Source organism: Streptomyces sp. WMMC940, assembly GCF_027460265.1.
In the GTDB taxonomy this organism is placed as follows: Bacteria; Actinomycetota; Actinomycetes; order Streptomycetales; family Streptomycetaceae; genus Streptomyces.
On record NZ_JAPZBC010000001.1, the window covers coordinates 6,318,122 to 6,332,405 of the forward strand.

The 14,284-nt window shown below is 73.0% G+C and carries 14 protein-coding genes; 10 read left to right on the top strand and 4 right to left on the bottom strand.

The window, feature by feature from the left end; all coding sequences use genetic code 11:
• Nucleotides 1-37: 37 nt before the first annotated feature.
• The 4 genes from pheS (at nucleotide 38) to O7595_RS27860 (ending at nucleotide 6,273) form a co-directional block, all read left to right on the top strand.
• Nucleotides 38-1,180, top strand: a complete 1,143-nt coding sequence (gene pheS, locus O7595_RS27845; RefSeq protein ID WP_269731344.1) for a phenylalanine--tRNA ligase subunit alpha — start codon at nucleotides 38-40, stop codon at nucleotides 1,178-1,180.
• On the top strand, nucleotides 1,180-3,714 hold the full coding sequence (gene pheT / locus O7595_RS27850) for a phenylalanine--tRNA ligase subunit beta (RefSeq protein WP_269731345.1): 2,535 nt from the start codon (nucleotides 1,180-1,182) through the stop codon (nucleotides 3,712-3,714). The genes pheS and pheT overlap by 1 nt, the downstream gene beginning before the upstream one ends.
• A 601-nt stretch (nucleotides 3,715-4,315) precedes the next feature.
• On the top strand, nucleotides 4,316-5,656 hold the full coding sequence (locus O7595_RS27855) for a transcriptional regulator (RefSeq protein ID WP_269731346.1): 1,341 nt from the start codon (nucleotides 4,316-4,318) through the stop codon (nucleotides 5,654-5,656).
• Between the two features lie 86 nt (nucleotides 5,657-5,742).
• Complete coding sequence (locus O7595_RS27860) at nucleotides 5,743-6,273, top strand: NUDIX hydrolase (protein ID WP_269731347.1); 531 nt, start codon at nucleotides 5,743-5,745, stop codon at nucleotides 6,271-6,273.
• Between the two features lie 136 nt (nucleotides 6,274-6,409).
• Here the strand turns inward: O7595_RS27860 and O7595_RS27865 are convergent, their stop codons facing one another.
• Both O7595_RS27865 and O7595_RS27870 read right to left on the bottom strand, forming a co-directional pair.
• Nucleotides 6,410-6,667 (bottom strand): hypothetical protein, encoded by a 258-nt coding sequence (locus O7595_RS27865; protein WP_269731348.1) that lies wholly within the window; start codon nucleotides 6,665-6,667, stop codon nucleotides 6,410-6,412.
• 221 nt (nucleotides 6,668-6,888) lie between these two features.
• A complete protein-coding gene (locus tag O7595_RS27870) occupies nucleotides 6,889-7,749 on the bottom strand; it encodes a 3-hydroxybutyryl-CoA dehydrogenase (protein ID WP_269732653.1) in 861 nt (286 codons plus the stop codon).
• Nucleotides 7,750-8,000: 251 nt separating this feature from the next.
• Here O7595_RS27870 and O7595_RS27875 point away from each other — a divergent pair, with 251 nt between their 5' ends.
• Nucleotides 8,001-9,179 carry a glycoside hydrolase family 10 protein gene (locus O7595_RS27875; protein WP_443071868.1) on the top strand — a complete coding sequence of 393 codons (1,179 nt, stop codon included), beginning with the start codon at nucleotides 8,001-8,003 and terminating at the stop codon, nucleotides 9,177-9,179.
• A 22-nt stretch (nucleotides 9,180-9,201) separates the two neighbouring features.
• Here O7595_RS27875 and O7595_RS27880 read toward each other — a convergent pair whose 3' ends face one another.
• Together O7595_RS27880 and O7595_RS27885 are read right to left on the bottom strand one after the other, a co-directional pair.
• A complete protein-coding gene (locus O7595_RS27880) occupies nucleotides 9,202-9,396 on the bottom strand; it encodes a DUF1918 domain-containing protein (RefSeq protein WP_138056243.1) in 195 nt (64 codons plus the stop codon).
• A 65-nt stretch (nucleotides 9,397-9,461) separates the two neighbouring features.
• On the bottom strand, nucleotides 9,462-10,421 hold the full coding sequence (locus O7595_RS27885; RefSeq protein ID WP_269731350.1) for a DMT family transporter: 960 nt from the start codon (nucleotides 10,419-10,421) through the stop codon (nucleotides 9,462-9,464).
• On the opposite strand from O7595_RS27885, the gene O7595_RS27890 reads away from it, so the two are divergent.
• The 5 genes from O7595_RS27890 (at nucleotide 10,420) to O7595_RS27910 (ending at nucleotide 14,070) form a co-directional block, all read left to right on the top strand.
• Nucleotides 10,420-11,868 (top strand): aminotransferase-like domain-containing protein, encoded by a 1,449-nt coding sequence (locus O7595_RS27890; protein ID WP_269731351.1) that lies wholly within the window; start codon nucleotides 10,420-10,422, stop codon nucleotides 11,866-11,868. The two genes, O7595_RS27885 and O7595_RS27890, sit on opposite strands and share 2 nt — an antisense overlap.
• 257 nt (nucleotides 11,869-12,125) lie before the next feature.
• Nucleotides 12,126-12,563: a GNAT family N-acetyltransferase gene (locus O7595_RS27895; protein ID WP_269731352.1), complete on the top strand. Its 438-nt coding sequence runs from the start codon at nucleotides 12,126-12,128 to the stop codon at nucleotides 12,561-12,563.
• 61 nt (nucleotides 12,564-12,624) lie between these two features.
• Nucleotides 12,625-13,200, top strand: coding sequence for a histidine phosphatase family protein (locus O7595_RS27900; RefSeq protein ID WP_269731353.1), 576 nt, complete (start codon nucleotides 12,625-12,627; stop codon nucleotides 13,198-13,200).
• Nucleotides 13,201-13,288: 88 nt separating this feature from the next.
• Nucleotides 13,289-13,786, top strand: coding sequence for a DUF2975 domain-containing protein (locus O7595_RS27905; RefSeq protein WP_269731354.1), 498 nt, complete (start codon nucleotides 13,289-13,291; stop codon nucleotides 13,784-13,786).
• Nucleotides 13,786-14,070, top strand: a complete 285-nt coding sequence (locus tag O7595_RS27910; RefSeq protein WP_269731355.1) for a helix-turn-helix domain-containing protein — start codon at nucleotides 13,786-13,788, stop codon at nucleotides 14,068-14,070. Before O7595_RS27905 ends, O7595_RS27910 begins: the two co-directional genes overlap by 1 nt.
• Nucleotides 14,071-14,284: the final 214 nt, after the last annotated feature.

Below are 14,284 nucleotides of genomic sequence, written 5' to 3' on the forward strand. Positions count from 1 at the left end.
CGGGGGCCCAGCCACCCCATCGGAAGCACGGGAAGAGATGTCGGCACCCAACAAGTCGTACGACCCTGTCGAGGTCGAGGCACTGAAACCGGAAGAGATCGAGCGCATGCGGGACGAGGCGCTCGCCGCCTTCGCCGCCGCGGGCGACCTCGACGCGCTCCACGAGGCGAAGATCGCGCACACCGGCCCCACCTCGCCGCTCGCGCTCGCCAACCGTGAGATCGGCGCCCTGCCGCCGCACGCCAAGGCCGAGGCCGGCAAGCGTGTGGGCCAGGCCCGCGGTGCCGTCAACAAGTCCCTGGCCGCGCGCCAGGCCGAACTGGAGGCCGAGCGCGACGCCCGGGTACTGGTCGAGGAGGCGGTGGACGTCACGCTGCCGTACGACCGCACCCCGTCCGGCGCCCGGCACCCGCTCACCACGCTCTCCGAGCGCATCGAGGACATCTTCGTGGCCATGGGCTACGAGGTCGCCGAAGGCCCCGAGGTCGAGACCGAGTGGCTGAACTTCGACGCGCTGAACATCGCGGCCGACCACCCCGCCCGCGGTGAGCACGACACCTTCTTCGTGAAGGGCGGCGAGGGCACCGGCGGCGAGGGGGACGAGTCCGGCTCCGGCGTGGTGCTGCGCACACACACCTCGCCCGTACAGGTCCGCTCGATGCTGGACCGCGAGCCTCCGCTGTACGTGATCTGCCCCGGCCGCGTGTACCGCACCGACGACCTGGACGCCACCCACACCCCGGTGTTCCACCAGGTCGAGCTGCTCGCCGTGGACGAGGGCCTCACCATGGCCGACCTCAAGGGCACCCTGGACCACATGGTCCGCGCGCTCTTCGGCGGCGAGGGCATGAAGACCCGGCTCCGGCCGAACTTCTTCCCCTTCACCGAGCCGTCCGCCGAGATGGACATGGTCTGCTACGTCTGCCGGGGCGAGTCCGTCGGCAACCCGGACCGGCCCTGCCGCACCTGCTCCAGCGAGGGCTGGATCGAGCTCGGCGGCTGCGGAATGGTCAACCCGAAGGTGTTGACCGCCTGCGGCGTCGACCCCGAGAAGTACAGCGGATTCGCCTTCGGGTTCGGCATCGAGCGGATGCTGATGTTCCGCCACAACGTCGAAGACATGCGAGACATGGTCGAGGGTGACGTCCGGTTCACCCGGCCCTTCGGGATGGAGATCTGATGCGGGTCCCGCTTTCATGGCTGCGGGAGTACGTCGACCTGCCGGCGACGGAGACCGGCCGTGACGTACAGGCCAAACTCATCTCGGCCGGCCTCGAGGTCGAGACCGTCGAGCAGCTCGGCGCCGGGCTCACCGGCCCGCTGGTCGTCGGCCGGGTGCTCACCGTCGAGGAACTGACCGAGTTCAAGAAGCCCATCCGCTTCTGCACGGTCGACGTGGGCCGGTCCAACCAGACCGGCGAGCCGCAGGAGATCATCTGCGGCGCCCGCAACTTCGCCGTCGGCGACAAGGTCGTCGTGGCCCTCCCCGGCGCCGTCCTGCCCGGCGACTTCCGCATCGCCGAGCGCAAGACGTACGGCCGGATGTCCCGCGGCATGATCTGCTCCGCCGACGAGCTCGGCCTGGGTGACTGGGGGGCGGGGACGCACGGCATCATCGTGCTCCCGCCCGAGATCGAGGTCGGCACCGACGCCACCGAGTTGCTCGAGCTGTACGACGAGGTCCTGGACATCGCCGTCACGCCCGACCGCGGCTACGCCCTGTCGATGCGCGGTGTCGCCCGCGAGACGGCCACCGCCTACGGGCTCCCGCTGCGCGACCCCGCGCTGCTCGACGTGCCCGCGCCCAACTCGTACGGCTACCAGGTGCGGATCGCCGACCCGATCGGCTGCGACCGCTTCACCGCGCGCACCGTCGTCGGGCTCGATCCCGAGGCCCGCTCGCCGATCTGGATGCAGCGCCGGCTGCAGAAGGCCGGGATGCGGCCGATCTCGCTGGCCGTCGACATCACCAACTACGTGATGCTGGAGCTCGGCCAGCCCCTGCACGCCTACGACCGCAACCGGCTCGACGGCCCGATCGGGGTCCGCCGCGCCGAGGCCGGCGAGAAGTTCACCACCCTCGACGGGGTCAAGCGCGTCCTGGACGCCCAGGACCTGGTCATCACCGACAGCCGCGGGCCGATCGGCCTCGCGGGCGTGATGGGCGGGGCCAACACGGAGATCGCCGACTCCGAGACCGACCCGGAGACGGGCGAGGTCCGCGGCACCACCGAGGTCGTCGTCGAGGCCGCCCACTTCGACCCGGTCGCCATCGCCCGCACGGCCCGCCGCCACAAGCTGTCGTCCGAGGCGTCCCGGCGCTTCGAGCGGGGTGTCGACCCGCAGGCCGCCGCGGCGGCCGCGCAGCGCACCGTCGACCTGCTGGTCCTGCTGGCCGGCGGCACCGCCGAGGCCGGGGTCACCGAGATCGTCGCCCCGTCCGCGCCTCGCACCATCACGATGCGCGCCGACCACCCCGACCGGGTCGCCGGTGTCGCCTACGGCCGCGAGACGGTGGTCCGCCGGCTGCAGGAGGTCGGCTGCGACGTGTACGGCCAGGACGAGCTCCTGGTGACCGTCCCGTCGTGGCGCCCCGACCTGCACGAGCCGAACGACCTCGCCGAGGAGGTCATCCGGCTGGAGGGGTACGAGAACCTCCCGTCCACGCTGCCCACCCCGCCCTCCGGCCGCGGGCTCACCGCCCGCCAGCGGCTGCACCGCCGCGTCGGCCGCGCACTGGCCGGCGCCGGTTACGTCGAGGCGCTGAACTACCCGTTCGTCGGCGAGGCGGTCCTGGACCAGTTCGGTCTGGCGGCCGACGACCCCCGACGCACGGTGGTCACGCTGGTCAACCCGATCTCCGACGAGGAGCCGGCGCTGCGCACCACGCTGCTGCCCGGACTGCTCTCCGCGCTGCGCCGGAACGTCGGCCGCGGTTCGCACGACCTGGCGCTCTTCGAGACCGGGCTGGTCTTCCGGCCCACCGGTGAGGAGACGGTCCCGGGCGTGCTGCCGGTCGACCGCCGCCCGACCGACGAGGAGATCGCGGTGCTGAACGCGGCGCTGCCGCACCAGCCGCGCCGGGTCGCCACCGTCCTGGCGGGCGCGCGCGAACAGGCCGGATGGTGGGGCGAGGGCCGTCCGGCGGACTGGGCGGACGCGATCGAGTCCGCACGCGCGGTCGCCCGTGAGGCCGGTGCCGGGCTCACCGTCCGCGCCGACCAGCACACGCCGTGGCACCCGGGCCGCTGCGCCGCGCTGTACGCCTCGGTGGACGGCGAGGAGACCCTCGTCGGTCACGCGGGCGAACTGCACCCGCGCGCCATCAAGGCGCTCGGGCTCCCGGAGCGCACCTGCGCCATGGAGCTGGACCTGGACCTGCTGGAGCGGGCCGGTGAGGGCGCCCTCCAGGCACCGCGGATCTCCACCTTCCCGGTGGCCACGCAGGACGTCGCGCTGGTCGTCGCCGCGGAGGTGTCCGCCGCCGACGTGGAGAAGGCGCTGCACGAGGGCGCGGGTGAACTGCTCGAGTCCATCCGCCTGTTCGACGTCTTCGAGGGCGAGCAGATCGGCGAGGGCAGGAAGTCGCTGGCGTACGCGCTGCGGTTCCGCGCCCCCGACCGCACGCTGACCGTCGAGGAGGCGTCGGCCGCCCGTGACGCCGCCGTCGCGCTGGCCGGCGAGCGCACCGGAGCGGTGCTGCGCGGCGCCTGAGCGTCCGCTGCCGACAGCGAGAGGGGCGCGTTCGGACCCGGTCCGGACGCGCCCCTCGCGCATGCACCCACCGCCCCGCCCCTCCGAGGCCACTCGTGCGGTGAGCATCGCTGCGGGGATCCGTGCTGCCCCCGGCCCGTCCGGCCGGATCGCTCGGGCGCCGCGCCCGTGCCGTCCGTCTCGCCCCGTGGGCGCGCTTCCCGCCGTCGCGCCACCCGGACGGCGGGCCGAGCGCTGCTCCGGGCACGCCGCCGTGGCACGAAGGTCGGGCACGGGTGCCGGCGCAGTCCGTCACCGGAGCTGCGCCGTTCCCGCCCTGATCCCTCCAATCACCGACGGGGAAAGGGCCGTTCGCGGCCGGCGCCGTCCGTCCTGCCGCGGAGTGTCGGGCAGATCAGCAGGACGGACGGCGCGGATGCGGGCCGCCGCACTGTACGAGGGGGAGCCGGCGGCCCGGCCGCCTCCTTGAGAGGAAGAACAGTCAACCGGCGCGCGCGGGACAGCGGCAGAGCGCGCACGGCGCGGATATATGCACTTGTTTCACACCCCGTGCGAAGCCCGCTCCACTACTCTGGGCCACACCGAGCCAACGGAGGGGCCCATGCAGCCCAACACCCTGCTCGACGCGCTGCTCGACGAGGCGGGCATCTCGCACGCGGGCCTGGCCGCCCATGTGAACCAGGCGGGCCGGGCGAGAGGCCTCTCGCTCCGCTACGAACACACGGCCGTGGCGCGCTGGTTGAAGGGCCAGCGTCCCCGCGGCCAGGTGCCGGACCTGATCTGCGAGGTGCTCGCCGTCCGGCTGCGCCGCCCGGTCACCCTCGACGACATCGGACTCGGCGTACCGGGGGAGACCGCGGTCCAGCACGGGTCCCCGCTCTCCGGCTTCGTGGAGCGCGCCACGGCGCTGTGGCGCTCCGACGAGCAGCAGCGTCCCCATGTCATCGGCGCACCGGCGGTCACCGGCACACCCGCCGTGATGCCCGTGTGGGAGTGGGAGAACCCGCCGGAGGACGCGGATGTGTCACGCGACGGACGCACCCGCGTCAGCATGGCCGACATCAAGATGCTCCGCGCGGCCCGGGCCCACTACGAGCTGATGTACCGCAAGGCCGGGGGGATCGCCACCCGCTCCCGGATCGTCGGCTTCCTCGACAGCGAGGCGGCCCCGCTGCTGCGCGGCGCCTACAGCGACGCCCTCGGCCGCCAGTTGCACCGGGCGACCGGCGGTCTGGTGGCCGTCGCGGGCATCTGCGCCTACGACTCGGACGCCCACGGGCTGGCACAGCGCTACTTCCACCAGGCACTGCGGCTTGCGAAGGCGAGCGGTGACCGGGGACTCGGCGCGTACGTGATCGCGCTGCTCGTCAACCAGTCCCTGTTCATGGGGGAGTACCGGCAGGCGGTCGCCTTCGCCGAGGCGGCGCTGCGGACGGCCGGCCGGCAGATAACCCCGGCGCTGGCCACCGACCTCTACGCGATGCAGGCGAAGGCGTACGCCCATCTCGGCGACGGGGGCGCGGCGCTGGGCCGGATCCGGCGGGCCGAGGAGGAGGCGGAGCGGATCCTCCCGCGGCACGAGCCGGACGAGACGGGCTATGTGCAGCCGGGGCTGGTGAACGTCCAGGTCGCCGAGGCGCTGCAGTGCCTGGGGGAACTGGGGGCGGCCAGGGAGCACGCCGACGCGGCGGCCGCCGTGCCGTCCCACGACCGCGGTCGGGTGCACCGGTTGGCCGTGCTCAGCCAGATCGAGCTGCGGCAGGGCGAGGACGAGCGGGCGGCGCGGACGGCCGTCGAGATGACCGAACGGGCCAGGGGGATGGAGTCGCTGAGGCTCAGGGACCGCCTGCGGACGGTGCGGGCGAACCTGGCGGCGCACGGCTCCGCCCCGGCCGCCGAGGCGGCCGAAATCATCGAAGGGGCCCTGCGCGTACCCATGTGAGCCCTCCTGCGCCTCCTGTGAGCGTTCCCCTCGGCCCGAGCTCCTGCTGCGATATTGCCACCTACGTGTCGGAAGGTGGCATAACCGTGCAGTGGACGAAGCTGAGCGAGCAAACCGTCTATGAGAACCGCTGGTTCAGGGTCAATCTCGCGGACGTCGAGCTGCCGGACGGCCGGCATCTCGACCACTTCCTGATCCGGCTCCGGCCGGTCGCCGTCGCGACCGCCGTCAACGAGGCAAACGAGGTCCTGATGCTGTGGCGGCACCGGTTCATCACCGACAGCTGGGGCTGGGAGCTCGCTGCGGGCGTCGTGGAGGACGGCGAGGACATCGCCTTCGCCGCGGCCCGGGAGATGGAGGAGGAGACCGGCTGGCGCCCCGGTCCGCTCCGGCACCTGATGACCGTGGAACCGTCCAACGGGCTCACCGACGCCCGGCACCACCTCTACTGGTCGGACGGAGCCACCTACGTCGGCCCTCCAGAGGACGCCTTCGAGTCCTCGCGCCGTGAGTGGATACCGCTGAAGCTGGTCCCGGACATGGTCGCCCGCGGCGAGATCCCCGCCGCCAACATGGCGGCGGGTCTGCTGATGCTGCACCATCTGCGCCTGGGATGAGCCGGGACGAGCGCCCGGCGGGCCCCGGCGACTCCGTGGCTGCGCCGGGGCCCGGACGGCGCTTCCGCGGGACGCCCCGGGCGCGCTTCGAAAGCAGCGTCGCCCGCCCGCGGGCGACGCTGCTTCAAGAAACGTCCTAGCCGCCGGTCGCCTGCCAGACCGCGACCGCCAGCGCGCCCAGTGCGGTGAGCGCGGCGACTGCGGGCAGGGGCCATCTGGTGTGCTCGAGCGTCACCACTCGTGCGGCCAGATCGTCCAGGTCCCGGTCGATCCGGTCGTGGCGCTGGGCCAGCAGGGCGAGGTGCCCGTCGATACGGGCGAGGCCGACGTCGAGGGAGCGGCGCAGTTCGGCGTACTCCTCGACGACGGCTAAGTGATCGGGGTCGGTGGTCACCTGTCTGCTCCTGTTCGGGATGGTCGTCCGATGGTCCCTCGGCCGAGCGATCCCGAGTCAACACTCCCCGGTGGGAGCCGGGGAGCGTGTGCGCACGGCATATGCGGACACGCTCCTCACACCCCGTGTGAAACACCTGTGCGAATCATGCGGCGCGTACCGCGCGGCACGGCGCGGACGAGACGCGACGGATGCGACGCGGCTCGGGCGTACGGTCCGGCTCAGGAGTAGGTGTAGAAACCCGATCCCGTCTTCCGGCCCAGGCGGCCCGCGTCCACCATCCGCTGCAGCAGCGGCGGAGCGGCGTACAGCGGCTCCTTGAACTCGGCGTACATGGAGTCGGCCACCGAGGCGACCGTGTCCAGTCCGATCAGGTCCGACAGCTTCAGCGGCCCCATCGGGTGGGCGCAGCCGAGCTCCATGCCGTTGTCGATGTCCTCCCGGCTCGCGATCCCCGACTCGAACATCCGGATGGCCGAGAGCAGATACGGGATGAGCAGGGCGTTCACCACGAAGCCCGAGCGGTCCTGGGCGCGGATCGCGTGCTTGGCCAGCACTTGCTCGACCACGGCCTCGGAGCGCTTGATCGTCTCCTCCGACGTGGTCAGCGCCGGGATGAGCTCCACGAGCTTCTGCACCGGTGCCGGGTTGAAGAAGTGGATGCCGATGACCTGGTCGGGGCGGGAGGTCGCGACGGCCAGCTTCACCAGCGGGATCGACGAGGTGTTGGAGGCCAGGATGGCGTCCCGGCTGGTCACCACCTGGTCCAGGACCTGGAAGATCTCGGTCTTGACCTGCTCGTTCTCCACGACCGCCTCGATGACGAGGTCGCGGTCGGCGAACTCCCCGAGGTCCGTGGTGAAGGTCAGCCGCTCCAGCGTCGCGCGGTGCTCCTCCTCGCTGATCTTGCCGCGCTCGGCGGCCTTCGCGAGGGAGTTGTGCAGTCGCGTACGGCCGATCTCCAGGGCTTCGCCGGTGGTCTCGGCGACCTTGACCTCGAGTCCGCTGCGGGCGCACACCTCGGCGATGCCGGCGCCCATCTGGCCACAGCCCACCACTCCGACGCGGGATACGCCGGCCACAGTGTCGGTCACATCGTGCCTTTCGCTGATCTCGGTGCGGCGGGCCCCGTATGGTTCCGGCGCCCGCCTCGACGCCACGACGTTACTCCGCCGGTGCGTGTGGACGGGTGCCCGGGGCGGGCATGCTGTGCGCGGACGCCCGCGGAGGCGCGGTGCACGGTGGTGCGGAGGCGCGGTACATGACCCGGCATATGAGGCAGATCACCCGGCGGGGATTCGTCACGGCGGCCGGCGCGCTCGCCGCGCTGGGGATGGCGGCGGACGCGGTCGCGGTCCCCACCCGGGCCCGCGGGCGGGGCTGCCCCCAGGCGTTCCGCGGGATGTGGGTGGCCACGGTCGCCAACCGGGACTGGCCCTCCCGGCCCGGACTGACCGCGGCCCGGCAGCGTTCGGAGCTGCTGGATCTGCTCGACCGCGCGGTGGCCTGCCGGCTGAACACCGTGATCCTCCAGGTGCGGCCGACCGCCGACGCGCTCTGGCCCTCCCCGTACGAGCCCTGGTCCGCGTACCTGACCGGAGTGCAGGGACGGAATCCGGGTTGGGATCCGCTGGGCACCGCCGTCACCGAGGCCCATGCGCGCGGACTGGAGCTGCACGCCTGGTTCAACCCCTACCGGGTCGCCGGCCACACCGACCTCGGCCGTCTCACGGCGAACCATCCGGCCCGGCGGCACCCCGAATGGGTGCTTCCGTACGGCGGAAAGCTCTACTACAACCCCGGTCTCCCGGAGGTCAGGGCCTTTGTGCAGGACGCGATGCTGCACGCGGTCGAGCGCTATCCCGTCGACGCGGTCCACTGGGACGACTACTTCTATCCCTATCCGGTCGCGGGCCAGGTCTTCGACGACGACGACGCGTACCGGCGGTACGGCGGGGGGTTCGGGGACAAGGCCGCGTGGCGGCGCAACAACATCGATCTGCTGGTGCGGGAGACGGCCGCACGCATCAGGCGCGTCGACCCCGGGATCCGCTTCGGCATCAGCCCGTTCGGGGTCTGGCGCAACTCCTCCACCGACCCGCTCGGCTCCGCCACCCGCGCGGGCGTGGAGACGTACGACGACCTCCACGCCGACACCCGGAAGTGGGTCCGCCAGGGCTGGATCGACTACGTGATCCCGCAGCTGTACTGGAACATCGGGTTCGCGGCGGCCGACTACGCGAAGCTGGTGCCCTGGTGGGCCGAGGTGGCCCGGGGCACCGGCGTGGACCTGTTCGTCGGAGAGGCGCTCTACAAGGCCGGCGATCCCGCTCAGCCCGCCGCCTGGCAGGACCCGGCCGAACTCTCCCGTCACCTCAGCCTCGCCTGCCGCCACCCGGAGGTGCGCGGCCACTGCTTCTTCGCGGCGAAGGAAGTCGTCACGGACCGGATCGGCGCCATGGCCAGGGTGGTGACCGACCACTATCCGACCCGGGTCCGGCCGCCGCGCTGAACCTCGAGGCTCGGGACTCGGCTCAGGACTGCTGGCGGTGGCGTACGACGCAGTCGGGGCCGGGCGACATCAGGCACTCGTGACCGTCGTCCTCGAAGCGGACGCGGTAGGGCGGGGTGCCCTTGTCTCCGAGTACCTCGACGACTTCGGCCGTCCGGTCGTGCTGACCGACGACGCGGCCGTGCACGAGCAGCTTGTCTCCCACACTCGCTTCCATCGTGCCTGACCTCCTTGACGGGGGTTGACGGTACTCAGAGTCTACGTCCCGACATATGGCATGTGTCACCTCCGGGCGCCCGTCCGCTGGGTGACGGCGATGCACACCAGAACGGCGACGGCGGCGACGGGAGCGGTGGGGGAGAGCGGCTCCGCGAGCAGCAGCACGGACCAGACGAGGGTGAGCAGCGGCTGGGCGAGTTGCAGCTGACTGGCCCTGGCGATGCCGATCGTCGCCATGCCGCGGTACCAGACCCAGAGCCCGAGGAAGGTCGACCCCGCGGCCACCCAGAGGAGCCCGGCGAACCCCTGCACGCTCGGCCGGACCGGTTCGGCCGTCAGAGCGAACGCCGACCCCACGAGGCCGAGCGGCAGGCACATCACCAGGGCCCAGCCGACCACCTGCCAGCCCGGCATCACCCGGGCGAGCCGGCCGCCCTCCGTGTAGCCCGCGGCGCAGACCAGCAGCGCCCCGAACAGATACAGGTCCCCGGTCGAGAGGGTGCCGCCGCTCTGGGCCAGGGTGAACCCCAGCACCACGGCCGCACCGGCGAGGGCCGCCGCCCAGAACGTCCGGGACGGCCGGCGGCCCGTGCGCACCGCGGCGAAGGCGGCGGTCGTCAGCGGCAGCAGGCCGACGACCACCGCGGCGTGCGACGTGGTCGACGTCCGCAGCGCGAGGGTCGTGAGCAGCGGGAAGCCGACGACCACACCGGCGGCGACCACCAGGAGGGAACCCCGGTGCCGCCGCTCGGGCAGGGGCACCCGAAGCGCGAGCAGAAAGCTTCCCGCGACGACGGCGGCGAGGACGCTCCGTACGGCGACCAGTGACCAGGGGCCGAAGGACTCCAGCCCCCAGACCGTGGACGGGAAGGTGAGGGAGAAGGCGACGACGCCGAGCGACGCGAGCAGGGTGCCGCGCCGGGTGCCGTGCCGGGCCGCCGACGCCGCGGTGTACGGCCCGTGCGGCGGCGAGTCGGCGACCGCTATCGCGCTGCCTGTAGTAGCGCTATTCTTTGCTCTCATGCAAGAGCGTAGCAGTGTCTCCGATCTGGTGAAATCGCTGAAAGCGGAGCTCAACCGCTACTCACCCGGCGAGAAGCTGCCATCGAGTCGAGCACTGGTCGAACGGCACCGCGTCTCACCCGTCACGGTCTCCCGCGCCCTGGCCCGGCTCGCCGCCGAGGGGCTCGTCGTCACCCGCCCGGGAGCCGGGGTCTTCCGGGCGCAGCCGAGGACGGACCCCGCCGTCGTCGACACCTCCTGGCAGGAGGTCGCGCTCAGCGCGGACGCCGCCGCCGAGGTCGTCCCCCGTGCCGTGGACGCCTCCGGCGTGCTCGTCACACTTGCCGCGCCCCCGCCCGGCGTCATCGAGTTCAACGGCGGCTATCTGCACCCCTCGCTCCAGCCCGAGCAGGCCATGGCCGCCGCGCTCGCCCGCGCCGGCCGCCGGCCCGGCGCCTGGGGCCGTCCGCCGACCGACGGACTGGCCGAACTCCGCGACTGGTTCGCCCGCGGCATCGGCCCGGACTTCACCGCCGCCGAGGTGCTGGTGACCGCCGGTGGCCAGTCCGCACTCACCACCGCCCTGCGTGCCCTCGCCCCGCCCGGCACACCCGTGCTCGTGGAATCGCCCACCTACCCGGGGATGCTCGCCATCGCCCGGGCCGCGGGGCTGCGACCCGTGCCGGTGCCCGCCGAACCCGCCCACGGCGTTCGCCCCGACCTCCTCGCCGACGCCTTCCGCGCGACCGGCGCCCGGGTCTTCGTCACCCAGCCGCTCTTCCAGAACCCGACCGGGTCCGTGCTCGCCCCCGAGCGCCGCGGCGAGGTGCTGCGGATCGCGCGTGCGGCCGGGGCGTTCCTCGTCGAGGACGACTTCGCCCGGCGCCTCGTCCACGCCGACGCCGGCCCGCTCCCGGCCACGCTCGCCGCGGACGACCCCGAAGGAGTCGTCGTCCACGTCTGCTCCCTCACCAAGGCGACCTCCCCGAGCCTGCGCGTCGGCGCCCTCGCCGCGCGCGGACCCGTCCTGGAACGCCTGCGGGCCATCCACGTGGTCGACAACTTCTTCGTCCCCCGGCCCCTGCAGGAAGCCGCGCTCGAACTCGTCGGCGCCCCGGCCTGGAACCGTCACCTCCGCTCGGTCGCCGCCGAGCTGAAGACCCGCCGCGACGCCATGACGGCGGCCCTGCGTCTGAGGCTGCCCGAACTCGCCCTGCCGCACGTCCCGGCCGGCGGCCACCACCTCTGGCTGCGCCTGCCCGACGGCACCGACGAGACCGCCCTCGTCTCCGCGGCGCTCCGCGCCGGGGTCGCCGTGGCCCCGGGTCGCCCGTACTTCAGCGCCGAACCACCGGCCGGGCACCTCCGGCTGAGCTTCGCCGGGGTCGCCGGGGCAGCCGAGATCACCGAGGGGGTGCGCCGGCTGCGCACCGCCTGCGACGAGATCCTGGGCCCCGGGTCGGGCTGACGGGGCCGACCCGGGGCGGACTCCGGACCCGGCGGGGGGCCCGGCCGGTCGGGCAGGCCGGCTGACGGGGCCGACCGGGGCGGATTCCCGACCCCGGCGAGGGGCCCGGCCGGTCGGGCGCGGATGGCGTGTGGGTCCGGTGCGGGCAGAGCCCGCGGCACGGGTGGCACGGCCGGGCCTGCGGCACGCACCGCCGTGCCCCGGGCGTCAGAGGCCCCGCCGCTGACAGCCGGCCCCCGTGCTGCGAAGGTACGGGGATGAGCGACACGACCGTCGTACGCGGCGAGTACGAGATCTCTTCCGACCCCGCCCGCCTCGACCCGGCCCGTATCCACCACTGGCTCTCCACCGACGCCTACTGGGCACTCGGCCGCAGCCGTGAGCAGCAGGACCGGGCCATCGCCGGCTCGCTCAACCTCGGGGCCTACGACCGGGCTTCCGGCGAGCTCGTCGCATATGCGCGGGTCGTGACCGACCACGCCACCTTCGCGTACCTGTGCGACGTCTACGTCGACAGGGCAGTGCGCGGCAAGGGCCTCGGGACCGCCCTGGCCGAGGCGGTGCGTGACCGTCTCGCCCCGCTCGGACTGCGGCGGATCGTCCTCGCCACGGACGACGCGCACGAGGTCTACGAGCGGGCCGGCTTCGCCCCGCTCGCCGACCCGGAGAAGTGGATGGCCCTGAAGCCGCGGTAACCACCGACAACGGTCAGTAACCCCTCTTGACCTGGGAGGCGCTCGGTATCACGATCCCGCCATGAGTGTTCGGGTCACCCTCGTCACCGCCGCGCGTTGCGCGTCCCGGCTGGCCGAGCGCTTCGACGACGACCGGCCCCTGGACGAGGCCGGCTGGTACGAGGTGCAGCTCGCCGCGCCCGCGCTCGTTCCGCTGGGCGGGGCGGAACTGCGCTACTGCTCGCCGACCGCACGCAGCCGGGCCACCGCCGACGCCCTCGGCTACGCCACGCTGGCACAGCCCGCGCTGAGCGACTGCGACATGGGCCGGTGGCGCGGCCGCACGCTCGCCGAGGTGGCGGCGGTGGAGCCGGACTCGGTGGACGAGTGGCTCGCCGATCCACGCTCGGCGCCGCACGGCGGAGAGCCCCTGCTGGGCTTCATCACCCGGATAGGGGGCTGGCTCGACACCCGGCCCGCCGACGACGGGAGTTCGGTGCTGGCCGTCGCGGAGCCCGCCGTGGTCCGTGCGGCGCTCGTGTACGCGCTGAAGGCGCCACCCCCGACGTACTGGAACGTGGACGTACGGCCGCTGTCCACGGTGGTGCTGACCGGCAGACCGGGCCGCTGGAACCTGCGGCTGGACACCGGCGGGTGACGCCCGACGGTCCCATGCCCTCACTCCGCCTTGATTTGACTATCGAGTTTCGATAGATTCCCATCGTGAGTCGATTGAAGGAGGGGCGATGGGAAAGCTGACGGTCATCGCGTTGCGCGCCGTGCTCGTGGCGCTGCTCGCCGGCTCGGTGTTCGTGCAGGCGGTCATGGTTCCGCTGCTGGCCGTCGACATGGAGCAGCTCGACGCCGACCACGCGTACCTGCGCACCCCCTTCCTCGTGATCACGGTCCTGGGTGTGGTGACCGTCCAGGTGGTCCTGGTGTCCGTGTGGCGCCTGGTGACGATGGTGGCGCGCGGCACGGTCTTCTCCCACGCCGCCTTCCGGTATGTGGACGTGGTGATCGGCGCGCTCGTGGCGGCCGCTCTCGTGGTGTTCGCGCTGGCGGTCCTCCTGGCGCCCGGTGAGGCCGTCGCCCCGGGCGTGGTCCTACTGATCTGCGGTGTCGTCGTGGCGGTCCTCGGAGTGGCGCTCATCGTGCTCGTCCTCCGCATGCTGCTCGCCCAGGCCGTCGCGCGGGACGCCGAAGCGGCGCAGATGCAGGCCGAGCTGGACGAGGTGATCTGATGCCGATCACCGTCGACATCGACGTGATGCTGGCCAGGCGGAAGATGTCCGTGGGCGAACTCGCCGAGCGCGTGGGCATCACCCCCGCCAACCTGGCGGTGCTCAAGAACGGCCGCGCCAAGGCGGTGCGCTTCGCCACGCTCGCCGCGCTGTGCGAGGTCCTCGAGTGCCAGCCGGGGGACCTGCTGCGCTGGGAGCCGGAGCCGGAGCCGGAGCCGGAGCCGGAGCCGGAGCCGGTGACCGGCGACGCCGGAGCAACCACCGGGGCCGTCCCGGCAGGGTGAGGGCGGCGATGCCGCCGCCGAGCGCCGCGCACGGGGAGCGCCCCGGCGGTGAGACGTCCGGGAGGAGTGGGAGGGCCATGGGACGGCGCGTCCCGGGGTCGGGCCCCGGGACGTCCGCGGTCATCCTGGTGCGCGTCGATCGCCTGGTGGGCTCCGCGCGGATCACCCGGTAGATGTAGATCGGCTGACTGTTCGGGCGCGTTCCGGCAGGATG

What these genes read in the sequence shown, in the direction of transcription:
- pheS (WP_269731344.1), top strand. Translation starts at nt 38, where the DNA reads ATGTCGGCACCCAACAAGTCGTACGACCCTGTCGAGGTCGAGGCACTG.
- pheT (WP_269731345.1), top strand. Translation starts at nt 1,180, where the DNA reads ATGCGGGTCCCGCTTTCATGGCTGCGGGAGTACGTCGACCTGCCGGCG.
- O7595_RS27855 (WP_269731346.1), top strand. Translation starts at nt 4,316, where the DNA reads ATGCAGCCCAACACCCTGCTCGACGCGCTGCTCGACGAGGCGGGCATC.
- O7595_RS27875 (WP_443071868.1), top strand. Translation starts at nt 8,001, where the DNA reads ATGGCGGCGGACGCGGTCGCGGTCCCCACCCGGGCCCGCGGGCGGGGC.
- O7595_RS27880 (WP_138056243.1), bottom strand. Translation starts at nt 9,396, where the DNA reads ATGGAAGCGAGTGTGGGAGACAAGCTGCTCGTGCACGGCCGCGTCGTC.
- O7595_RS27890 (WP_269731351.1), top strand. Translation starts at nt 10,420, where the DNA reads ATGCAAGAGCGTAGCAGTGTCTCCGATCTGGTGAAATCGCTGAAAGCG.
- O7595_RS27885 (WP_269731350.1), bottom strand. Translation starts at nt 10,421, where the DNA reads ATGAGAGCAAAGAATAGCGCTACTACAGGCAGCGCGATAGCGGTCGCC.
- O7595_RS27895 (WP_269731352.1), top strand. Translation starts at nt 12,126, where the DNA reads ATGAGCGACACGACCGTCGTACGCGGCGAGTACGAGATCTCTTCCGAC.
- O7595_RS27900 (WP_269731353.1), top strand. Translation starts at nt 12,625, where the DNA reads ATGAGTGTTCGGGTCACCCTCGTCACCGCCGCGCGTTGCGCGTCCCGG.
- O7595_RS27905 (WP_269731354.1), top strand. Translation starts at nt 13,289, where the DNA reads ATGGGAAAGCTGACGGTCATCGCGTTGCGCGCCGTGCTCGTGGCGCTG.
- O7595_RS27910 (WP_269731355.1), top strand. Translation starts at nt 13,786, where the DNA reads ATGCCGATCACCGTCGACATCGACGTGATGCTGGCCAGGCGGAAGATG.